The sequence below is a fragment of the Actinophytocola xinjiangensis genome (assembly GCF_001921215.1).
In the GTDB taxonomy this organism is placed as follows: Bacteria; Actinomycetota; Actinomycetes; order Mycobacteriales; family Pseudonocardiaceae; genus Actinophytocola; species Actinophytocola xinjiangensis.
Map to the genome: position 1 here is coordinate 64224 of NZ_MSIF01000005.1, position 22444 is coordinate 86667.

The window sequence follows — 22444 nt, forward strand, 5'->3', positions numbered from 1 at the left end:
GGGATCAGGCGAAGCGGCGAACCCAGCGGCGCTGCCACGGGGTCTCGACCGCTCGGCGGTGGTAGTGCTTCCTGGTCCAGGACACGGCATCACGCGCGGGCACGCCCGAGAGCACCGCCAGGCACGCGATCACCGTCCCGGTCCGGCCGATGCCACCCCCGCACGCCACCTCCACCCGCTCCCCCGCCCGCGCGGCGGCGTGCAGGGCGCGGATCGCCTCGGCGGCCCCGGCCGGGTCGGCGGGGAGGCGGAAATCGGGCCAGTCCAGCCATTCGTGGGGCCACGGCGGGCGGTGGTCGCGGTGTTTGGCGCCCAGGTACAGGGCCCGGTCGGGGGTGCCCGGCGGCGGCGGGTTGCGCAGGCCCCGGCCGCGGACCACGCAGCCGTCGGGGAGGCTGATCGCCCCGGGGAGAACCTCAGGCATCGGCCCAGCCCTCCAGCATCATCCTGGCGATCGACGTCGGGCCGGGCAGGCGCAGGCCGGGCAGCTCGCCGCCGGCGGCGATCGCGGCGCGCAGGCGTTCGCGGGACACCCAGTGGGCCTCCTCGATCTCGCCGTCGGCCGGGGTGAGGGTCGCGCCGGCCGGCGCCACGGCCGCGAAGCCGATCATGACCGAGCGGGGGAACGGCCACGGTTGGCTTCCCAGGTAACGGATTCCGCTCACCTCCACGCCCACCTCCTCGCCGATCTCGCGGCGCACGCACGCCTCCAGCGACTCGCCGGCCTCCACGAAACCGGCCAGGACCGAGTACCGCTGCGCCGGCCACACCGGCTGACGCGCCAACAGCACGTGCTCGCCGTTCACGCCGACGTCGTCGTGCACCAGGCAGATGACGGCCGGGTCGGTGCGCGGGTACTCCTCCCGCCCACAGCCCGTGCACCGGGTCGCCCAGCCGGCGTTGATCCGCGCGGTCACGCTGCCGCAACGGGCACAGAAACCGGCCGCCGCGTGCCAGCTGGCCAGGGCCACCGCCGTGGTGTACAGGCCGGCGGACATGTCGTCGAGCAGGGCACCGACCGTGCGCAGGTCGTGCCACTGCTCGCCGTCCGGTGTCTCGGCGCCGCTCCACCGGCCCCAGGCGCTGTCCGGGGACGCCACGCCCTCCCGCAGGTCCGCCGCGTGCCGCAAGGCCCAGTGGCCGACGCCGCCGTGCTCCCCGAGGAACAACGCCTCGGGCGGAGCCTCGGGGCCGACGGCGGCGGCCGGGCGCAGGGCCAGGGCCGTGGCACCCGGCAGGACCGGGGTGCGGCCCCGGTCGTCCAACAGCAGGACCCTGCCGTTGGTCCACAGCGTCGCCAGGCGGGGCAGGTCGGTCCGCAGCACCTCCTCGCGGTCCACTGTGGACCGAGAGAGGGTCGGTAAGCCGGACAGGGCGAACGGCGTGCTCATTCCGCTCGCACGCCGCCCAGTGCGCTCAGGTACGGCAGCTGCGCGACGTCGCCGACGATCACGCCGGTGTAGCGCGGTGGCGAGAAGAACCGGCGCGCCGCCTCGGCGATCTGGTCGGCGGTGACCTCCGCCAGCCGCGCCGGGTGGCCGACCAGCCAGTCCATTCCCAGGCCGTAGGCGGCAACGGCCGCCAGCTGGGAGGCGAGCCCGGTCTGCGAACCCGTCGAGATCAGCAGCGTGCCCACCGCGTACCGGCGCACGGTGTCCACTTCGGACTCCGTTGGCGGCACGACTCCCAGCCGGCCCAGCTCGTAGCGCATCTCCAGCAGCGCCGGCGCGGTCACGTCACTGGCCGTGTCGGACTCCACCAGCAGCGTCGCGCCGCTGGGCGTGAACTCCACCGACGACCGCGCGTGGTAGGTGTAGCCCTTGTCCTCACGGATGTTCTCCACCAGCCGCGAGGAGAAGAACCCGCCGTAGACCAGGTTCGCCAGCTGCAACGCCGGATACAGCTCGTCGGTGCGCGGGACCGCCTGCGCGGACAACCGCAGCTGCGACTGCACCGCCCCCGGCCGCGGCACGAACAGCAGATCGCCGCCGGACAGCTCCGGCAGCGGCGGCAGCTCGACCGCCGAGGCGTCCGACGCCCACCCGGCGAGGGCCGACGCGATCCGCGCCACCGCGTCCGCCGGCTCCACGTCACCGACCAGCACCAGCAGCGACCCGCGCGGCAGCACGGCGCCCGCGTGCAGCTCCCGCACCCGCTGCGCGGTGACCACCGCGACATCGGCCGCGTCGGGCATCTCCCGGGTGAACGGGTGGTCGCCGTAACGGTGGCGCTGCAACGCCTCACGCGCGATCACGCTGGGCTGCGACCGGGCCACCGCGATCCGCTCGACCAGCCGGTCCCGCTCGCGGCCCACCTCGTCCTCGGAGTGCAACGCGCCGGTCAGGGTGTCCGCCAGCACGTCGAGCAGCGTGTCGAAACCGCTGGCCAGGGCGTTGCCGGCGATCGCGAGCCGCTCCGGGTCGACGCTGGCGTCCAACTCGCCGCCGACCAGGGCCAGGTCGGTGTCGATGGCGAACCGGTCGCGGCGCTCGGTGCCGGTCAGCAGCGTCGAGGCCAGCACCTCGGCCACCGCCGCGTGCAGCGGGTCGGTGCCGGCGAACGGGATCCGCAGCCGCAGCTCCACCATCGGCACGGTCGGCTGGTGGACGGCGATCACCCGCAGGCCGTTGTCCAGCACGGTGTCCTGGACCGACAGCCCGGTCGCCGAGCGCTGCACGCCCAGGGCCGGCAGCGGACGCGGGCCGAGCTCGGTACGGCCGATCTCGGACGCGGTGCGAAAACTGGTCACTGGTCTCCTCCTGCCGGGGTCACGGTCAGCACCGCACGAGCGTCGGGGCGCAACGCCTTGGCCGCGGCGGCGACCGCGTCCGGGGTCACCGCCGAGATCCGCTCGGGCAGCTGGTGGACCAGGCCCGGGTCCCCGTAGAGCAGTTCGAGCGAGCCGAACGCGAGCGTGCGGGCGATCAGCCGGTCGTGCTCGCGGTGCAGGCCGGCGACCCAGCGGGCGGTGACCTTCGCCAGCTCCTGCTCGCTGGGCGGGGCGGCGGCGAGCTTGTCGAGCTCCTCGTCGACGGCGGTCAGCACCCGCTCCTGGGCGACCTCCGGCGAGTGCACGGCGGTGACGATGAACGTGTCCGGGTCGCGCGCCTCGAACGGGCCGAACAGCCCGCACGCGGCGTTGATGTCGGTGACCAGCGGCTCGCGGTGCAGCAGCCGCTGCTGCAGGCGCGACCCGTCACCCTCGGCGAGCACGGCGGCCAGCACCAGGTTGGCCAGGTACCCGTCGAGCTCGTTGATCGGGTCGGGCATCCGGTAGCCGACGGCGAAGGCCGGCAGCGGCGCGTGCGGGTCGAGGTGCTCCCCGCGCAGCTCGCTGGTCGGCACCGGCTCGGAGAACGAGGGCCGCACCGGCGCCGGGCGGTGCGGGACGTCGCCGAAGTGCCGGTCGATCAGCTCCCGCGCCTGGTCGACGGTCACGTCACCGGCGACGGTGAGCACCGCGTTGGCCGGCGCGTAGTAGGTGTCGAAGAACTGGGCGCAGTCGTCGAGGTCGGCCTGCTCCAGCTCGGAGAAGTCGCCGTAGCCGTTGTGCGCGTTGGGGAAGGTCTGGTAGAGCACCGGAGGCAGCAGGATCCACGGGAACCCGCCGTAGGGCCGGTTCAGCACGTTGAGCCGGATCTCCTCCTTGACCACGTCGACCTGGTTGCGCAGGTTCTCCTCGGTGATCTTGGGGGCGCGCATCCGGTCGGCCTCGAGGAACAGCGCGCGCTCCAGCGCGGCCGAGGGCAGCACCTCGAAGTAGTCGGTGTAGTCCGGGTGGGTGGACCCGTTGAAGGTGCCACCGGAGGACTGCACGTGCCGAAAGTGCGCGAGCTTCTCCAGGCTTTCGCTGCCCTGGAACATCAGGTGCTCGAACAGGTGCGCGAACCCGGTGCGGCCCTGCGGCTCGGAGCGGAACCCGACGTCGTAGTGCACGCTCACGCCCACCACCGGCGCGGTGGGGTCCGGTGCCACCACCACCCGCAGCCCGTTGGGGAGCGTGAACCTGTTCAGCTCGGTTACTGGCATGTCCGCAGCCTACGGGCAAACGTCACCGAAGCTGGCCCGAGGCGGCGAACGCCGCGTCAAGCTCTCGGAGGAATTCGGGGAAGGCCGCGAGGTCGCCCTCGAACCAGTAGACGCGCTCCAGCCCGGCGAGGTGGGCCAGCCAGCGGGTCGACTCGCCGAGGACGACGGCGTAGGGCAGGGAGCGGGACAGCACCATCTCCCGGTCGGCCGCCGGGACAGCGGCGAGGTCGCCGCGCAGGAAGCCCCGCAGCCCCCGGACCTGCTGCACGAGCACGCTGCCGCGCGCGGTGCGGGCCGGCATCAGCCGGGCACCGACGGTGAGCCCGAGCCCGCCGGCGACGACCGCCAGCCCGAGCAGGGCGTGCCCGACGGTGAGCGCGAGGACGACGGTGGTGACCGCGCCGACCAGTGCCAGCAGCGCCCCGGCGACGGTCCAGCGGGTGCGTTCGCGGTCGGGCCGGCGGGTGAACCAGCCGTGGCGGACCATGCTGGCGTAGAGGTCCTCACGTACCGGGGCGAGGTCGACGCGCAGGCCGGCGAGGGCGACCTCGGGGCCGTCGCGGAACAGGGCGGTGTGCACGGCGGTCTCGTAGCCGGTGAGCGCGGCGTCGGCGGGGTTGCGGCGCACGAGCGTCCAGCCGGCGGCGGTGCGGCGGACGGCCAGGTAGTTGCGCACCGCGAGGTCCACGACGGTGGCGGTGACGTCGGCGACGTCGACGTGCTCGTCGATCACCGTGCCGACCTCGCCGGGCAGCACCCCGTCCGGCGAGGCGAACGCGACCCGGCCACCCTCCTCGACCAGCGGCTCGACCGAGCCGATGTCGGTGGCGGTGGCTCTGGTGTCGCGGCCCCTGGCCAGCCAGAGCAGCCCGAACCCGCCGACGAGGACCAGCGCGAGCACCCCCAGCCCGATCCCGGACACCGGGGTGATGGCGAACGCGCTTGGCCGGGCGACCTCGTCGAACCGGGCGTTCGCGCCGACCGTCCCGCCCGGCAGCGTGACCTGGAGGTCGACCCGCTCCCCGGCCGGCAGATCCGGCTGGACGACCCGCAGAACCTGCCCGTGGTCGGTGATCGCCGACTCACAGGGCGTGTCCGAACCCTGTCGTCCGGCCCGGCACACGACGTTCTCCGGCGGGCTGGGCGCGGCGAACGAGGCCCGCACCTGACGCAGGTCGACGTCCCAGCCGCTGGCGAGTTGCCAGCGGACCTGTTGGTGTCCGCCGACGTCACCGACCGCGCCGTCCACTGTGTACTTGACGGTGGTGACGCCCTCGCGCAGCCGCAGGATGAGCTCGTCGTCGGTGGTCTCGGCCGAGCCGTTCCCGTCGATGGCGAGATCGTCGATGGTGAACACGCGGTCGCGGTCGCCGGCCCTGATCCGCAGGGCGGCGTGCCGGGTCATGCCCGCCACGCCGTGCACGAAGACCTGCTCGGTGACCGAGAGCCGCCCGTCCGGCTCGACCCGAAGCGCGAGGTTGACACTGCGCGGAACGATCTGACTCGGCGGTGCGCCTGGTCCGGTACCGGGTTCGCCACTGGGTTCGGTACTGGGTTCGCCGCTGGGCGGCACGGGGAAGTCGAGCGACGGCTGACCGGGTGTCGGACCTGGTGGCGGGCTCGGTTGCGCAGTTGGTTGCGCCACAGCGAGAACGCCCGCCACGAGGGCAGCGGCCCCCCACTTCGCCAACACGCCTGCGGAGGATAGTGCAGGGGCCATATGCTCACCGCCAGTCAGGCCAGTCGGGTGTTGGGGGGACACGGGATGACCGAGCCGTGGCAGCCGAGCGGCCCGCTGCCCCCACCACGGTCGCGCCCCCTGCCGCCGCGTCCCCTCACCGTGCGCCCCGGCGCCCACGCCGGCCCCCGCCCGCCGTTCGGCCCGACACCGCCGGCACCGGCCCCGGATTTCGGCCCGACACCAGGCCATCCACCCGCACCGCCGGGCCCGGCCTTCGGCCCAACCCCACCGCCAACCCCACCGCCAGGCCCAACCCCGCAGCCGGGCCCGGCCTTCGGCCCAGCGGGGCCGCCTGGCCAACCCCCACCGCCAGGGTCGGCCCCCTGGCCGCCTGGTCCAGGCCACACGGGTCAGGCCCCCTGGCCAACCCACCACGGACCAGGCCAGGGCCAACGCTGGTTACCCACTGCCCCCTCGCCCTGGCCGCAAACGTTTACGCCGACCGCCCCACCCTGGCTCGACTACCCGGGCCACGTCCCGCGCCCACGCCCGAAGTCCAACTCCGGCCCCCTGCTCGCCACCATCCTGGTCGGCGTCCTGCTGGTCACGGTCGGTCTCGTCGGGTTCCTCTCGGTCAGTGACCGGCGCGCCCCGGTGGCCGACGTGGGCTACGAACCGCCGGAGACCACCGCCGGCCCGCCGAGCAGCGCCGCCACCACGACAACCACGACCACCACCACGACAACCACGACCACCACCGCCGAGCGGACCGAACAGACCCAGCCCCCCACCCGAACCGACGGCCCGGTCCTCGCCCTCGGCGACAACCCCCTGTTCCTCGGCGAGAACGGCGCCCCGCGGGTCAGCTGCGACCTCCCGGCCTGGGACACCTCCCCCGACGGCGCCGCCCGGTTCTTCACCGCCGCCCTGCCGTGCCTGGACGCCGCCTGGGCCCCGGTCATGGACCGCGCCGGGCTGCCGTTCTTCCCGCCGGGACTCCAGTTCCCGGCCGGCACCGACTGGTCGAGCCCGTGTGGCTCGGTGGCCGGCGGCGCGGGCACGGTCGCCGCCTTCTACTGCGGCGAGAACAACACCCTCTACATGCCCTTCGCCGGGTTGCAGACCGACATGTACGGCCCGCACCCCGGCGTGTACCTCGCGGTCCTGTCCCACGAGTACGGCCACCACGTGCAGTCCATGAGCGGCGTGCTCGACGCCTACGCCAGGGCCCGCTACGACGCCGGGGTCGACAGCGAGGCCGGGCTGGAACTGTCGCGCCGGCTCGAACTCCAGGCGCAGTGCTTCTCCGGCATGTTCTTCGCCGCCGCCTACCCCCGGGGCTCGGTCGACGACGTCGTTCTCGGCGAGGCGCGGGGCTCCCAGGACCGGGGCGACCACAACCCGAACGCCCCGCGCGACCACGGCACCGACGCGCACACCTCGGCCTGGTGGGAGCAGGGCGCGCAGAAGAACCGCACCTATCAGTGCAACACCTGGCTCTCGCCGCCGGACGACGTCGGCTGACGCCACCACCAGCGCGCGATCATCCCGCCGGCCACCGCGGCGCCGAACAGCAGCACCACGCCCGGCACTCCGCCGGAACCCCCGCTGTCGACGGCGTTGTGCGCGGCCTGCACGGTCAGGTCATCTCCTGTCGCCCCGTCGGGGACATTGATCTCGACCTGTTCACCCTCTGTGTGTCCGCAGCCGTCGAAGCGGGCTTCCCGGTCGCGGCCGTCCTGGGTGAAGGTGACGCGTTCGCCGCCGGAATCCGTGCAGGGCGCGGCGGCCGAGACGGTCGCCCTGACCCGGTTCACGGTCTCCTCCTCGGCGGTGAAACCCGTTAACCCCAACAGGTTCGCCAGGAGAGTGACCAGTGCCGCGAACACCGCGACCGCGGCGAGGAGCATCGCCGGCCGCACCTGTCCCGGTGTTGCCGGCACCCCGGGAATGCGCACCGGGAAATGGTCGCACCGAAAGCGACCGAAGCTCAGTCGGGGTCACTCGCCGGGGTGATCTTCTTGACGTAGAGGAGTCGGTCGCCGGCTTCCATGGCGTCCATGTCCGGGTGGTCGACGCGGTGCAGCTTCCCGCCGCGCACCACGCCGAGCACGATGTCGGGCAGGTGCCGGGGCGAGCCGCCGATCTCGGACCCCTCGACGTCGCGTTCGGCGATCGCGAGACCCGACTCGGGGGTGATCAGGTCCTCCACCATGTCCACGACCGTCGGCGTGTGCGTGGCCATGCCCAGCAGCCGCCCGGCCGTCTCACTGGAGACCACCACCGAGTCGGCACCGGACTGGCGCAGCAGGTGCACGTTCTCCGCCTCACGCACCGCCGACACGATCCTGGCCTTGGGCGCCAACTCGCGGGCGGTCAGGGTGACCAGCACGGCCGAGTCGTCCCGGTTGGCGGCCACGACCACCGCGCGCGCCCGGGGCACCCCGGCCACCCGCAGCACGTCCGAGCGGGTGCCGGAGCCGTGCACGGTCACCAGCCCGAGCGCCGAGGCCACCTCCAGCATCGCCTGGTCGGTGTCCACCACGACGATCCGCTCGGGCTCGACGCCGTCGCCGAGCACCGACCTGACCGCCGACCGCCCCTTGGTGCCGTAGCCGACGACCACCACGTGATCGCGCACCTTCGTCCTCCATCGTTGCAGCTTGAACGTCTGGCGGGAGCGCTCGGTGAGCACCGCCAGGGTGGTGCCGACCAGCACGATCAGGAACATCACCCGCAGTGGCGTGATCACCAGGATGTTGACCAGCCTGGCGGTGTCGCTCACCGGGGTGATGTCACCGTAACCGGTGGTCGACAGGGACACCGTCGCGTAGTAGAAGGCGTCCAGCAGCGACAGGCCGTCGCCGTTGCCGTCGCGGTAGCCGTCGCGGTCCAGGTAGACCAGCAGCACGGCCACCAGCAGCGCGACGAACGCCCAGACCACCCGGCGCACGATCGAGGTCATCGGGCTGACCGAGCTCTCCGGCATGCGGATCACGCCGACCAGCGAGTGGTCGGGCCGGCCGGTCAGCGAGTCGGCACCCAGGCGCGCACCCAGCTTGCGCACCAGCCGGCGCCCCCGCTCGTCAGGGCTCGTCACGGGCGGAGCGTAACCACGCGAGCGCCGGTGCGCGGCCTCAGGGTGCCGGGACGGTCGCCAGCAGGTCGCGGAGGCCCTCGCCGGTCAGCAGGTCCGCCGGGCGCAGGGTGTGGTCGAGGCGGACGTAGTGGAACGCGGCGCGCACGTCGTCGACGTCGGTGCCGCTCATCGCGGCCCACGCCAGCCGGTAGGCGGCCAGCTGCACGGTCAGCGCCGGCAGGTCATCGTCGTCGGGCAGGGCGCCGGTCTTCCAGTCGACGACCGTCCAGCCGCCGCCGGGGTCGGCGAACACGGCGTCCATCCGGCCGCGCAACGCGATCCCGGCGACGTCGCAGGTGAACGAGACCTCGACCTCGTGCGGCACCCGGTCGGCCCAGGCGCTGGCGAGGAAGGACTCCTTGAGGCCGTCGAGGTCGGTGTCCGGGGCGGCGTCGGCGTCGGCGGAGCCGGGCAGTTCGTCGAGGTCGAGCAGGGCGCGGGCGCCGAAGCGTTGTTCCAGCCAGGCGTGGAAGGCGGTGCCCCGGCGGGCGGTCGGGTTGGGCGGGAAGGGCAGCGGGCGGCGCAGCCGGCGGGCCAGCGCGTCGGGGTCGCGGGCGAGTTCGACGAGCTGCACGACCGACAGCGACGCGGGCAGCGCGACCTGTTCGCGGCCGCGCGCGGCCTGGGCGCGTTCGGCGAGCAGGACGTCGGCGTCGGCCTCCCAGCCCTCCGGGTCCTCCTCCAGCATCGACAGCTGGGTGACCCCGGCGCGCAGCGCGGCGAGTTCGGCGCGGACCAGGACGGCGCCGGCGCGGACGTCGTCGCGGCCCAGGGCGAGCGGGTCGGACGGCCAGGTGGCGGCGCGGTCGGCGCCCACCAGCGGGTTCTCCTCGTCCTGCGCCGGCGGCGGGGCGAGCTGGTCGACCGAGGCCACCTGTTCGTCCATTGTGGACACAAGGTCGGCGACCTCGGTGAAGAAGTCCGACGGGCCCTTGGGTTTCGAGCCGGTGCGCCCCCACCAGTGCGCCGACACCAGCAGCGTGCGCTCGGCCCGGGTGAGCGCGACGTAACACAGCCGGCGCTCCTCGACCAGGTCCCGCTCGGCGAAGGCCTCCGCGTGCCGGGTCAGCTCCAGCTCGACCTCCTTGCGGTTGGCCGCGCCCTCCAGGTTCAGCGTCGGCAGGTCGGCGACGTCGCCCCGCAGCGCGGCCGGCAGCTGGGTCACCGCGCGCAGCCACGACGAGGTCCGCTTGCGGCTGGGGAACACGTCGGTCACCAGGTGCGGCACCGCCACGACCTGCCATTCCAGCCCCTTGGCCGAGTGCACGGTGAGGATCTGCACCCGGTCCTGCGCGACCTCAACCTCGCCCGGCTCCAGCCCGTCCTCGGCGGCCTCGGCGGCGGCCAGGTAGTCCAGCAGCGCCGACAGGCTCGCCGCCGGGCTGGTCTGGGCGTAGTCGGACACGACGTCGGCGAACTTGTTCAGGTGCGCCCGCCCGGCGCCACCCGGCCGCGCCTTGGCCTCCACGTCGAGCAGCATCACCCGCTCCACCTCGGCCACCAGCTCGGGCAGCGGCTGGTCGAGCCGGCGGCGCAACGCGCGCAGCTCGGCACCCAGCGCGCTGATCCGCCGGTGCCCCTCCGGCGAGTACCGGTCGGCCTCGCCCGGGTCGTCGATCGCGTCGACCAGCCCCGCCTGCTCGGCGCCCTCACCCGGCACGGTGTCCACCAGCGCGCCGGCCCCGTCGCCGGTCCGGAACGCCTGCCCCAGCTCGGCGGCGCGGCGCCACAACGCCGCCAGGTCCGCCGCGCCCAGCCGCCAACGCGCCCCGGTCACCACCCGCGCGGCGGCCGTCCCGGCCAGCGGGTCGATCAACACCCGCAGCGCCGAGACCAGGTCCCGCACCTCCGGCTCGTCCAACAGCCCGCCGATGCCCACGACCTCCACCGGCAGCCCACGCACCCGCAACGCGGCGGCCAGATCGGTCATGTCGGCGCGGCGGCGCACCAGCACCGCGGCCGTCGGCGGCCGGCCGGTCTCGGCGACCGCCTCCCGCCACCGCAGCGCGATCTGGTCGGCGACCCACTCGGTCTCCACCTCGGCGTCGGGCAGCAACGCGCACCGCACGTCGGCCGGCCCGGCGTGCTCGGGCGCCCGCAGCTCGTCGACCTCGATCCCGGCGGCCCGCAGCGGCGCGGAGATCGCGTTGGCCAACGCCAACACCTCGGGCGGATTGCGGAAGCTGGTGAGCAGCCCGTACCGGGTCGCCGGCCGTCGGTCAGGCCCCCGGGGGAAGTCGGTGGCGAACCGGGGCAGGTTGGCCGCGCTGGCGCCGCGCCAGCCGTAGATGGCCTGCACCGGGTCACCGACCGAGGTCACCGGCACCGGGTCGCCGTCGCCGCCGAACAGCGAACGCAGCAGGATCCGCTGGGCGTGGCCGGTGTCCTGGTACTCGTCGAGCAGCGCGGCGCCCCAGCGTTCCCGCTCGCCGCGCACAACCTCCGGATAGCCGGCCGCCAACCGCGCCGCCAGGGCCATCTGCTCGGCGAAGTCCAGCGCGCCGGCCCGCCGCTTCTGCTCGGCGTAGGCCGCGACCAACGGCCGCAACGCCAACCGGAACCGTTGCGTGGCAACAACCTCACGCAGATCCTGGGACAGCTCGGCGCGCTGACGCGGCCCGCGCGGCGCGTCCTCGATGGCCGCGCAGACCCGCTCGGTGTAGTCGGCCAACGCGTCCTCGTCGACCAGGTGCTCGGCCAGTTCGCCGGCCAGCTCCAGCAGGTAGCGGGTGACCGTCACCGGCACCCGGTCGGTGTCCAGGTCCCGGGTCCAGGTGGACACCACCCGGTGCGCGAGCTGCCAACAGGCGGTCTCGGTCAGCAGCCGCGCGCCGGGCTCGACCGGCAACCGCAGCCCGTGCTCGGCGACCAGCCGCCCGGCGTAGGCGTGATAGGTGAGCACCGTCGGCTCCCCCGCGTGCAGATCGGCCAGCCGGACCCCGGTCGGGTCCAGCCGCGCCAACAACCCCGAGCCGGCCAGGCGCCGCAGCCGGGCCCGCACCCGGTCGGCCAACTGCCGGGCCGCCTTACGGGTGAACGTCAACCCCAGGACGCGGTCCGGCGTGACGATCCCGTTGGCCACCAGCCACACGACCCGCGCGGCCATCGTCTCCGTCTTCCCCGCGCCCGCCCCCGCCACCACCAACGCCGGCTCGACCGGCGCGGCGATCACCGCCACCTGCTCGTCGGTCGGCGCCGGCAAACCCAACTCGGCCGCCAACAACCGGGGACTGATCGACTCAGGCATACGGATCACCGGCCACGGGAAACCGGCGATTCACCTCCTCGCGGACCTCGCCCGCCGCGTCCCGCAACCGCTGCGCCGGCCGGTAGCGGCGCCCACGCTTCTCGCCCTCCGGGTCGCGCCAGCCCACCCAGGGACGGGCGTCGCGCGTCGGGCTCCACCCACCAACGCCGACCTCGTCGAGTACCCGGCGGTCGCGGTCGTCCAGGGCGGAGCAGGTGTGGATCACTCGGTCACCTGGCGGCCGCTGGGGTTGATGGGGCAGCTGAAGCGGACGGGGCAGCGGGGGCAGTCGGGGTTCTGGCGGGCGACGTAGTCGGGGCCGACGCTGGCGGCGGCGGCCTCGGCGACGACGCCGGTCCAGTGTTTGAGGCCGGTGTCGTCGAGGGGGTCCTGGCGGCGTTCGGTGGCGTGGGTCTTCTTGTTGGCCTTCGACACGTACAGCAGGCGGGCGCCGCCCGGGTCGCGGTCCAGGCCGAGGTCGACGAACGCGCCGTAGGCGGCCGCGAGCTGGTAGACGGCCAGCTGGGGGTGTTCGCGGGCGTCGTCGGCGCTGACCGGGACCCGCGCCGTCTTCACGTCGACGATCACGGGGCGGCCGTCGGGGTCGGACTCGAGGCGGTCGACCCGGCCCTTGAGGCGCACCGGGGGTTCGGTGGCTGGGACGTCGACGCCGAAGCCCTTCTCCACACCCACCTGGGTCAGGTCGGTGCGGGAGGCGCGCAGCCACCCCAGGAACGTGTCCATCATGGCGTGCAGGCGGGCCCGCTCCCGCCGCGAGAACCACGGGGCGCCGGCGTCGACCGCGTCCCAGGCGCGGTCGAGCTCGGCCCGCAGGCGCACCTCGTCGGCGCCGTCGGCGGCGGCCTGGGCCAGGGCGTGCACCAGCACGCCGGTGATCGACGCCAGCTCGGCCGGGTCGGAGCCGCCGTGGCGTTCGACCATCCAGCGCAGCGGGCACTTGGCCAGCACCTCGACCGTCGACGGGGACACCACGACCCGCTCGCCCACCGGCATCACCGGGTCCAAGCTCGACAGCTCCGGCAGGCCGTACCAGGTGTCCGGGTCCGCGCCGGGCACACCGGCCTCGGCCAGGCGCGCCAGCTGACGGGCCGCCCGCCGCCGCCGGTCGGGCGCCGAGGTGCCGTCGCACACCGCGCGGCGCAGCTCGCCGACCAGGTCGGCCAGGACCAGCGCCCGGCGGGAACGATCGGGGCCGCCGGCCCGCGACGCCTCCTCGATGTCCCCACCGGCGAGTTCGGCCAGGAACCGGGACGGCTGCTCGTCCTCGCCGCGGATCGCCGAGAGCAGCAGGGTCTGGCGGGCGCGGCTCGCCGCCACCAGCAGCAGCCGGCGTTCCTCGGCCAGCAGCGGCGCCTTCTGCGACACCTCGCCCTCGTCGATGCCGGCGAGCAGGTCGGTCAGCCGCTCGACACCCAGCAGCGTGCCGCGCAGCCGCAGGTCCGGCCAGCTGCCCTCCTGCACCCCCAACACCGCCACCACCGTCCACTCGCGACCGACGGCGGCGTGCGCGGTGAGCACCGACACCGCCTCGCCGCGCTGCGCCGACGGGGCCAGCGTGTCCCCCACGATCCGTTGCGCCGCAAGGAAATCCGCGAACCCGGTGACGCCGGCGCCGGGCAGCCGGTCGGCGTAGCGGGCGGCCGCGTGGAACAGCCCGACGATCGCGTCGAGGTCGCGGTCGGCCTGCGCGCCGAGAGTCCCGCCGCGCTGGGACTGGGCGACCCACCGGCCCTCCAGCCCGCTCTGCTGCCACACCAGCCACAGGATCTGCTCGATGCCGACGTTGTCGGCGATCGCCGCGCGGGCCGTCGCCAACAGCCCGGCGATCCGCCGCACGCTCGCCGCCTCCGCGTCCTCCAGCGCGGCGAGCGTGTCGTTGTCGTTGAGCACCTCGACCAGCAGCTCGTCGCTGGGCCGGTCCCGCCCGGCCGCCAGCTCCAGGCGCCGCAGACCCCGGCGCAACCGGCGCAGCGCCAACGGATCCGCCCCACCGAACTGGCAGGTCAACAACAGCTCGGCGCGCGCGGGATCGAGCAGCCGATGGTTCGCCGCCACCCGCAGCAGCTCCAGCAGCGGCCGCACCGCCGGCTGGCGGGCCAGCGGAAGCTCGTCGGCGTCGGTCGCCACCGGCACACCGGCGATCGACAGCGCGCGGTGCAGCACCGGGATCGCCAGGGTCGCCGAGCGCACCAGGATCGCCATCTCCGACCACGGCACACCGTCGACCAGATGCGCGCGGCGCAGCTGGTCGGCCGCCCACGCGGCCTCCGCCGCGTCCGTGGCGTGCAGCCGGATCTCCACCCGCCCGTCTTCGGCCGGCGGCTCGTCCGGATCCAGCTGCGGACGCTGCGGCGCCACCCCCGGCAGCCGCGCCGCCAACCGGGCCACCGCCTGGTGCACGGCCGGCGCCTGCCGGTGCGGCGTGCGCAGCACGACCGTGCCGCCCTCGGGTCGGGTGTCGGCCAGCAGCCGGGGATCGGCGCCCCGGAAGGAGAAAACGGCCTGGTCGGGGTCCCCGGCGAGCACGAACTCCTTGGCCGCCAACCCCAGTCGCGCCAACAGCCGGTACTGCAACGGGTCAAGGTGCTGGGCGTCGTCGACGAGCAGATAACGCACCCGGTCACGCTCGGCCGCCAACAGCCGCTCGTCGGTCTCGAACGCCAACAGCGCACTGGCCACCAGCTCGGCGGCGTCCAACGCCGGCGCCGACTCCTGCGCCAGCGCACTGTCCGCCGCCCCGGCCAGCAACGTCACCCGCTCGTACTGCCGCGCGAAGTACCCGGCCGCGACCCACTCCTCGCGCCGCGCCTGCCGCCCCACCCGAATCAGGTCCTCCGGCCCCAGCCCACGCTCGGCCGCCCGCAACATGAGGTCCCGCAGCTCCTCGGCGAACCCCGGCACCACCAGCGCCGGCCACAGCCGCTTCGGCCAGTGGCCCGCCCGGTCCTCCACGTCCCCGGCCAGCAGCTCCCGCACCACGGCGTCCTGCTCGGGCCCGGACAACAACCGGGGCCCCGGCGCATCCCGCTGCGCGGCGTGCAACCGCAACACCGCGAACGCGTACGAATGGACCGTGCGCACCAGCGGCTCACGGCTCGTGCGCATCCCATCACCTTCGGTCAACCGAGCCGTGATCGCCGCCCGAACCTCGACCGCCGCCCGCCGATTCGCGGTGATCACCAGCAGCTGTTCCGGATCGACCCCGCCCCGCAGGATCCGATCCGCCGCGACCTCGGTGAGCAACGTCGTCTTACCGGTGCCCGGACCACCCAGAACCCGCACGAACCCGTCCGCGCCGTCCAGCACGCGCTGGGCGGCCGTGTCCCACCGGGCAGGAGGCCGAGGTGGCGCCGGCCGGCGAACCAGCCGGGGAGCCTTGGTCACCACGCGGACGATGAAAACACGGCGGGGTGGACGCGGTCGCACCGGCACGCCGTCACAATGCGGATGTGGACGAAGAGTTGCATGAGCGGGTGCGGGACGTGATCGCGTCGATCCCGGCCGGGCGGGTGGCGTCCTACGGCGACATCGCGGCCATCGCCGGGGCGTCGACGCCTCGGTTGGTCGGGCGCGTGTTGGGGGAGGACGGGCATGACCTGCCGTGGCATCGGGTGTTGAGGGCTGACGGGACGCCGGCGCCGCATCTTGTTCACAAGCAGTTGGAGTTGCTGCGGGGGGAGGGGGTGTTGGCTGACGGCAGTCGGGTGGACATGCGTGTTTACCGTTGGCGTCCTTGAGTTTGTGGTTGTGGGTTGTGGGTTTGGGTCGTAGGGGCTTGGTGGTGGGTTGTGGGTTTCTGGGGTGCGGGTTTGGGTCGTGGGTGCGGGTTCGTGGGGGTGCGGGTTGTGGGTTCTTGGGGTGGGGGTTGTGGGTTTCCTTCGGGTGTGGGTTGTGGGGGGTTTTGTCTGTCTTGCCCGGGTCTGGCGGTGGATTTTACGGGCGGCCACTCACCTTGAGTTTTAACCTGTGCCGATGGGGTGGTGGGTGGCGGGGTGGTGGTTTCGGGTGCCGGGTGGGCGTCCTGGGCCGGGTCGGGTGGGTTTTGGTGCGCGGGTGGGGTGGGTGGTTTTCCGGTGGAGGTAGGGGAATCCGCGGCGGACTCTGTTGGGGGTGAGTGGGTGGGGGTGGGTGGGGGGTTTCTCCCAGGGGCGGCGTAGGTCGTGGGTGTGGTGGCGGGCGAGGCGGAGTTGGGTGTGGGCGGCGAGGATGAGCCAGGTCCAGCGGTCTGCTTGTTCGGGTGAGCGGGTGCGGGGGCGGGTCCAGCCGAGGGTGTGTTTGAGGAATCGGAAGGTGTGTTCGAGGTCGAACCGGCGTAGGAACGCTTGCCAGAGCCGGTTCATGCTGGTGGGGTCGAGGCTGGGGTGGGAGTGCCAGAGCCAGACGGGTTTCGGGGTTCGGGTGCCTGGCAACCGCTCCACGGTCAGGCGGATGATGGAGCCTGGGATGGTCGGCAGTGGGCCGGTGTGGTGTTTCCAGCCGTCCCGGCGGGCCAGGAGCGGGGAGAGCCGGGTCCAGCCGTCCGCGCGCGCCAGTCCGTAACGGTCGGTGACGGTGACGGTCGTGGTCTCGGGTTCGGGGTGAGTGGCCGGGTCAGGCAGTTTGAACGTCGGTCCGTGTTTGCGGGGTCGTCCGACGTCGCGGCCTGGTCCGCCGTCCCGACGGCGTGGTGGCGGCGGCGGGAACCGGAACGTGCGGTCTGACCGCAACCGTCCCAGCACTTCGACCTGCTGGTCGGTGAGGAGATGAGCGAGTCGGGGCAGGTCATAGCCGGCGTCGCAGACCACCAGCACGGGCGGGTCACCCGCCCGCCAGTGCCCGGCCCGTTTCAGTCGTTCGAGCACGTCCCGGACCTGTCCGGCGGTCACCGCCGTCGTGTCATCACCCGGACGTAGTCGTTGAGCATCCAGCAGCCCGGTCCAGGACGTCCGGCCTGGTTCCAGCGCGGCGACAAACGAGTAGGGCCAGCCAGGGATCATCTGCGCTTGGCCTTTGCCCCGCGCGGAGACATGACAGTAAGACCGGTCCGGGCTGGTCGGAGCGTCCGGTCGTAACCACGCCGACACGTCTACCGCCAACACGATCCGGCCCGCGTGGTCCCGCGGCACGCTCACACTCGTGACCGCCTGCCGTAACCGGGTGACGTCGACCCGACCCGAGGCCAGACCGTCATACAGAGCACCGTGACCACGTCGATGTTCCGCCGTCAACGACAACCCGACCAGCGTGGTCACCGGGCCCTCAGCGCATAACACCGCGTCACACAACTCGAACAACACATCACCACGACGTGGCAGACACCGATACAACTCCGTCCGGAACCCGGCCAACTCCCCGAACGCAGCACCCACCCCAGCATCGTGCACACTGACCACCGCAGCCCTTGAGTCGATCATCGTTCTGTCGCAAGACGAATGATCAACCAAGGGCTGCACCCATGATCACCCAGGGCCAGACACACCCACCCCAACGTTAAAACTCAAGCTCACGCCTCAAGAGGCCCTGAGCTGGGCTTTGTCTGGGTTCGTGTTCACCTGTGGGCCTCTTGACCCGTGAGCCTCCGCCGCCCTGAGGCAGGGCCTTAAGGGGCAGGGCTGCGCCCTGCCCCTGGCGGTGTCCACCGCCAGACCCGGGTGGGCGGGGGCTCTGTGGTGGGGGGTTCTGGTTTGGCCTGTGTCTGTCCGTTGGAGGCTGGTTTGTGGGTGGAGGTCGTTGCTGGTCGTTGGTGGTCGTTGCTTGTCGTTGGTGGTCGTTGGTGGTTGTGGGCGAGGTCGTCACGCCGACAGGAATCGCCGCACGATCAGGTCGGCTACTGCGGGGTGGTTGCCCAGCGGTGCGCCCACCACCGGTCCGTGCTCGGAAACCATGCGGTGAAAGACTCCCGGTGCCAGCAGCCACGAGCCCACTGCCCAGCCCTTCTCCACCATCTCCCCGACGGTGGGTCGGCCCATGACGTATCCCACCCGAACCTGGACCCCCAGCATCTCGCCCAGCAGGCCCGCGACCTTCTCGACCTCGGCGCGGACGCCGACCTCCCGCGACCCGGCGGCGGCCAGCACCACCGGTTCCCCGGTCCAGCCGGCCTCGACCAGGCGGTCACGCACGACCCCCACCAGGTCCGGGTCGGGGCCCAGCGCCGAGGTCACCCGCCCTCGCCCGCCTACCTGGGCCGGCACGTCGACCCGCACGTGGTAGCCGTTGCCCAGGAAGGCCGGGACCACGATCGACCTCTCCTCCGTCACCTCCGCCACCGTGGGGCGGCGTACGTCGGCGTAGCCGACCACGACCGGCACCTCGGGCAGTCGGTGGCGCACGGCCCGGGCCAGGGACTCGACCGTCTCGGCGCCGGCGGGGTCGCGGGTTCCGTGCGCGGCCAAAACCAGTCTCACGACGACCTCATGTCGACGGCGCCAGGCGGTAGCCGCGCTTCACCACCGTCTGCACCAGGCCGGCCGCGCCCAGCGCCGAACGGAGCCTGCCGACCGTCGTCTCCACGGCGTGTTCGTCGACCGCGTCGGTTCGGCCGGAGTGCCGGCGCAGGACCGCCCCCAGGACCGGTCTGGGCAGTGTCGTCCCCGGGCTTTCGGCCAGCGCCCGCAGGACCGCCATCGGCGCCGGTGGGACCGGGCGCAGGTCACCGTCCACCAGGACGGCCTGGCCTCGCAGCTCCAACTCGCTCTGGCCGGCCCGGACGCGCAGCGCCCGTGCGGGCAGCGCCACCACCAGCTCGCGGACCAGGGCGCCGATGCGGGCGCGCTCCGGCTGCACCACCGGCACCCCCACCCTGGTCAGCGGGCCGGCCGTGATCGGGCCGACGCAGCCGGTCAACACCTTGCAGCGCAACGACTCCACCAGGGCCTCGGCTTTACCCCGGCGGCCGGCGGCGGCCAGCAGGCTCGCGGCCGCTGGCGCGCTGGTGAAGGTCAGCGCATCCACCCCGCCGGCCAGGACCACGTCCAGCAGGCGTTCCAGCGGCGCCGGATCGGCGGGCGTGGTCCAGCGGTACACCGGGATCTCCAGGACCGACGCGCCGGCCCCGCGCAGGGTGTCCACGAACTCGCGCAACGGTTCGCCGTGCAGCTGCACCGCTATCCGCCGGCCAGCCACCCCGGAGTCCAGCAGGTACTCCAGGACCTCGGCGTTCGACTCGGACTCCGGGGCCCAGCGTTCGACCAGGCCCGCCGCGCGGACCGCGCCCTTGGCCTTCGGGCCCCTGGTGAGCAGGGTCGTCGTGGACAGGGCCGCGCGGAGGTCGTCGCCGAGGCCCCAGCCCTCGGCGGCCTCCATCCAGCCTCGGAAGCCGATGCCGGTGGTGGCCACGACGACGTCCGCCGGGTCGGTGAGCAGGCTGCGGGTCGCGTGGGACAGGTCGGCGTCGTCGGCCAGCGGCACGATGCGGATGGCGGGGCCGTGGATGACGGTCGCGCCCCGCCGCTCCAGCAGCGCCCCCAGTTCGTCCGCGCGGCGGGCCGCCGTCACGCCGACGGTGTAGCCGGCCAGGGGTAACGTCACGGGTCCTCCACGACGACCTGGCCGGCGGCCACCCGCACCGGATACACCCGCACGGTCACGGCACGGTCCTCGACGCACTCGCCGCTGTGCAGCTCGAAGTGCTGTTTGTGCATCGGGGACGCCACCACCGGCACGCCGCGCAGATCACCGACGATGCCGCGCGAAAGGACCGCCGCGCCGCTGTACGGGTCGATGTTGGACAGGGCGAACAGCTCCCCCGCCCCGGTGTGGAAGACCGCGACCTGGGCGCCGTCGGGCAGCAGCGCCGCCACGCCACGGTCGGGGGGCAGGTCGGACAGGCGGCAGACGACGGTCATCGCGCGCTCACCTGCGGGACCCCCAGGGACACCGGCACCCGCTGGCCGCGTTCCTCGCGGAAGGCGACCGTCGGGTCGGGGGTGCCGGGGGCGTTGACGAACGAGGTGAACCTGGCCAGTTTCTCCGGGTCCTCCAGGACACCGCGCCACTCGTCGGCGTACGAGCCGACATGGGCGGTCATCGCCTCCTCCAGATCCGCGCAGATGCCGAGGGTGTCGTCGACGATCACCGCGCGCAGGTGGTCCAGGCCGCCGTCCATGGCCTCCACCCACGCCGCCGTGCGCTGCAACCGGTCGGCCGTGCGCACGTAGAAGATCAGGAAACGGTCGATCAGCCGGACCAGCGTCTCAGTGTCCACATCGGACGCCAGCAGGCGCGCGTGTCTCGGGCTGAAGCCGCCGTTCCCCGCCACGTAGAGGTTCCAGCCGTGTTCGGTGGCGATCACGCCGAAGTCCTTGCTCCGTGCCTCGGCACACTCCCTGGCACAGCCCGACACCCCGGCCTTGAGCTTGTGCGGCGAACGCAACCCCCGGTACCGCAGCTCCAGCTCGATCGCCAGCCGCACCGAGTCCTGCACGCCGTAGCGGCACCACGTGCTGCCCACGCACGACTTGACCGTGCGCAACGCCTTCCCGTACGCGTGCCCCGACTCGAACCCCGCGTCGACCAGCCGCCGCCAGATCGCCGGCAGGTCCTCGACGGTCGCGCCGAACAGGTCGATCCGCTGCCCGCCGGTGATCTTCGTGTACAGGTCGAAGTCCCGGGCCACCTCGGCGATCACCATCAGCTTGTGCGGGGTGATCTCGCCACCGGGGATCCGGGGCACCACCGAGTACGTCCCGTTGCGCTGGATGTTGGCCAGGAACTGGTCGTTGGTGTCCTGCAACGCCACCTGCTCGCGGTCCAGCACGTGCCCGCCCAGCGACGCCAGCATCGACGCGACCGCCGGTTTGCACAGGTCACAGCCCCGGCCACGGCCATACCTCGCCACCAGCTCGCTGAACGTGCGGATGCCGGTGGAGCGCACGATCTCGAACAGCGCCACCCGGCTGTGGGTGAAGTGCTCGCACAGCGCGCTCGACTGCGCCACCCCCGCGCTGGCCAGCAGCTGCCTGAGCATCGGCACGCACGACCCGCAGCCCGTGCCCGCCCTGGTGCACGCCTTGAGCGCCGGCACGTCCGCGCAGCCCTCGGCGATCGCGCCGTCGACCGCCGCCCTGGTCACCGCCTGGCACGAACACACCTGCGCGTCGGGCGGCAGCGCGCCGGCGCCCAGGGTCTCGCCGGCCGGGGCGAGCAGCGCCGCCGGGTCGCCGGGCAGCGGGCGGCCGACCATCGGCGCCAGCGCGGCGTAGGCCGACGCGTCGCCGACCAGGACGCCGCCGAGCAACGTGCTGGCGTCGTCGGAGAGCACGAGTTTCTTGTACGAGCCGGCGACCGCGTCGTTGAGCACCACCTCCAGCGCGCCCTCGGCGCGGGCGTGCGCGTCACCGAAGCTGGCGACGTCCACGCCCAGCAGCTTGAGCTTGGTGGCGGTGTCGGCCACGGTGAACGTCGCCGCGCCGCCCAGCAGCCGGTCGGCGACCACCTCGGCCATCGCGTACCCGGGGGCGACCAGGCCGTGCACCCGGCCGCCGACACAGGCGCACTCGCCGACGGCCCACACGTGCGGGTCGGCGGTGCGGCAGGCCTCGTCGACCAGCACGCCGCCGCGTTCCCCCAGGTCCAGGCCGGCCGCGCGGGCCAGGGCGTCGCGCGGGCGGATACCGGCGGCGAACACCACGAGGTCCACGTCCAGCTCGGTGCCGTTGCCCAGCCGGGCGAGCAGCCGGCCCCGGTCGCGTTCGATGGCGGTGGTGCCGGTGCCGGCGTGCACGGTGACGTCCAGGGCGGTGATCAACCGCCGTAACAGGGCGCCGCCGCCCTCGTCGACCTGCAGCGGCATCAGCCACGGCGCCAGCTCGACGACGTGCGGGGACAGGCCGAGGTCACGCAGGGCCTTGGCGGCCTCCAGGCCGAGCAGCCCGCCGCCGACGACCAGGGCCGCGCGCCGCCCGTGGGGCACCCTGGCGGCGTACTCGCGGATGCCGTCGAGGTCGTCGAGGGTGCGGTAGACGTGGCAGCCGGGCAGGTCGTGGCCGGGCACCGGCGGCACGAACGGGGACGAGCCGGTGGCCAGCACGAGCGCGTCGTACTCGCGGACCAGACCCGAGGCCGAGGTCACCGTGCGCGCGGCCCGGTCGATGGCCACGACCGGGTCGCCAAGGTGCACGGTGACGTCCGGGTCGTGCCCGGCCAGCAGCAGCGCCGAGTCGTCCCAGGTGTCCACATAGGACGTGAGGGCGACCCGGTCGTAGGCCGGGCGGCGCTCCTCGCCGAACACCTCGACCCGCCACCGGCCGGCACGGTCACGCTCGCGCACCGAGCTGACCAGGCGGTGCCCGACCATCCCGTTGCCGACCACGACGAGTGACGCTGTCATCTGTCCGTGCCCCTTTCG

The 22444-nt window shown here is 73.5% G+C and carries 17 protein-coding genes; 2 read left to right on the forward strand and 15 right to left on the reverse strand.

The features are described 5' to 3' along the window. Positions 1-4 precede the first annotated feature (4 nt). The 5 genes from BLA60_RS12790 to BLA60_RS12810 are packed head-to-tail and all read right to left on the reverse strand — an operon-like array spanning position 5 to position 5749. Positions 5-424: a protein-tyrosine phosphatase family protein gene (locus tag BLA60_RS12790; RefSeq protein WP_075133072.1), complete on the reverse strand. Its 420-nt coding sequence runs from the start codon at positions 422-424 to the stop codon at positions 5-7. Next, the gene (gene nudC / locus BLA60_RS12795) at positions 417-1391 is read right to left on the reverse strand and encodes an NAD(+) diphosphatase (RefSeq protein ID WP_075133073.1); all 975 of its coding nucleotides are present in this window, start codon (positions 1389-1391) and stop codon (positions 417-419) included. The genes BLA60_RS12790 and nudC overlap by 8 nt, the downstream gene beginning before the upstream one ends. Further along, on the reverse strand, positions 1388-2749 hold the full coding sequence (locus BLA60_RS12800; protein WP_075133074.1) for a M16 family metallopeptidase: 1362 nt from the start codon (positions 2747-2749) through the stop codon (positions 1388-1390). The genes nudC and BLA60_RS12800 overlap by 4 nt, the downstream gene beginning before the upstream one ends. Beyond that, positions 2746-4029: a M16 family metallopeptidase gene (locus BLA60_RS12805; RefSeq protein ID WP_075133075.1), complete on the reverse strand. Its 1284-nt coding sequence runs from the start codon at positions 4027-4029 to the stop codon at positions 2746-2748. The genes BLA60_RS12800 and BLA60_RS12805 overlap by 4 nt, the downstream gene beginning before the upstream one ends. 22 nt (positions 4030-4051) lie before the next feature. Next, complete coding sequence (locus BLA60_RS12810; protein ID WP_154814314.1) at positions 4052-5749, reverse strand: DUF2207 domain-containing protein; 1698 nt, start codon at positions 5747-5749, stop codon at positions 4052-4054. 624 nt (positions 5750-6373) lie between these two features. Between BLA60_RS12810 and BLA60_RS45470 the strand changes: the two genes are divergently transcribed. Then, positions 6374-7234: a neutral zinc metallopeptidase gene (locus BLA60_RS45470; protein WP_245811956.1), complete on the forward strand. Its 861-nt coding sequence runs from the start codon at positions 6374-6376 to the stop codon at positions 7232-7234. Here the strand turns inward: BLA60_RS45470 and BLA60_RS12820 are convergent. The 5 genes from BLA60_RS12820 to BLA60_RS12840 form a co-directional block, all read right to left on the reverse strand. After that, positions 7192-7668: a hypothetical protein gene (locus BLA60_RS12820; protein ID WP_154814315.1), complete on the reverse strand. Its 477-nt coding sequence runs from the start codon at positions 7666-7668 to the stop codon at positions 7192-7194. The two genes, BLA60_RS45470 and BLA60_RS12820, sit on opposite strands and share 43 nt — an antisense overlap. 32 nt (positions 7669-7700) lie before the next feature. After that, positions 7701-8768: a potassium channel family protein gene (locus BLA60_RS12825; RefSeq protein ID WP_245811982.1), complete on the reverse strand. Its 1068-nt coding sequence runs from the start codon at positions 8766-8768 to the stop codon at positions 7701-7703. Between the two features lie 79 nt (positions 8769-8847). Continuing rightward, on the reverse strand, positions 8848-12096 hold the full coding sequence (locus tag BLA60_RS12830) for an ATP-dependent helicase (RefSeq protein ID WP_075133079.1): 3249 nt from the start codon (positions 12094-12096) through the stop codon (positions 8848-8850). Then, positions 12089-12322 carry a hypothetical protein gene (locus BLA60_RS12835; RefSeq protein WP_075133080.1) on the reverse strand — a complete coding sequence of 78 codons (234 nt, stop codon included), beginning with the start codon at positions 12320-12322 and terminating at the stop codon, positions 12089-12091. Before BLA60_RS12835 ends, BLA60_RS12830 begins: the two co-directional genes overlap by 8 nt. Further along, positions 12319-15501: an ATP-dependent helicase gene (locus BLA60_RS12840; protein ID WP_084734919.1), complete on the reverse strand. Its 3183-nt coding sequence runs from the start codon at positions 15499-15501 to the stop codon at positions 12319-12321. The genes BLA60_RS12835 and BLA60_RS12840 overlap by 4 nt, the downstream gene beginning before the upstream one ends. Before the next feature lie 65 nt (positions 15502-15566). Here BLA60_RS12840 and BLA60_RS12845 point away from each other — a divergent pair, with 65 nt between their 5' ends. Beyond that, complete coding sequence (locus tag BLA60_RS12845; RefSeq protein ID WP_084734887.1) at positions 15567-15854, forward strand: MGMT family protein; 288 nt, start codon at positions 15567-15569, stop codon at positions 15852-15854. 222 nt (positions 15855-16076) lie between these two features. Here BLA60_RS12845 and BLA60_RS12850 read toward each other — a convergent pair whose 3' ends face one another. From BLA60_RS12850 to nirB, 5 genes are all read right to left on the reverse strand, one after another. Beyond that, positions 16077-17510, reverse strand: coding sequence for an NF041680 family putative transposase (locus tag BLA60_RS12850; protein ID WP_245811957.1), 1434 nt, complete (start codon positions 17508-17510; stop codon positions 16077-16079). A 378-nt stretch (positions 17511-17888) separates the two neighbouring features. Then, a complete protein-coding gene (locus BLA60_RS12855; protein WP_075133083.1) occupies positions 17889-18503 on the reverse strand; it encodes a sirohydrochlorin chelatase in 615 nt (204 codons plus the stop codon). A 7-nt stretch (positions 18504-18510) separates the two neighbouring features. Continuing rightward, complete coding sequence (locus tag BLA60_RS12860) at positions 18511-19626, reverse strand: uroporphyrinogen-III synthase (RefSeq protein WP_075133084.1); 1116 nt, start codon at positions 19624-19626, stop codon at positions 18511-18513. Further along, entirely contained in the window at positions 19623-19943 is a 321-nt protein-coding gene (gene nirD, locus BLA60_RS12865) for a nitrite reductase small subunit NirD (protein WP_075133085.1), read from the reverse strand. Before nirD ends, BLA60_RS12860 begins: the two co-directional genes overlap by 4 nt. After that, on the reverse strand, positions 19940-22426 hold the full coding sequence (gene nirB / locus BLA60_RS12870; RefSeq protein WP_075133086.1) for a nitrite reductase large subunit NirB: 2487 nt from the start codon (positions 22424-22426) through the stop codon (positions 19940-19942). The genes nirD and nirB overlap by 4 nt, the downstream gene beginning before the upstream one ends. Between the last annotated feature and the right edge of the window lie 18 nt (positions 22427-22444).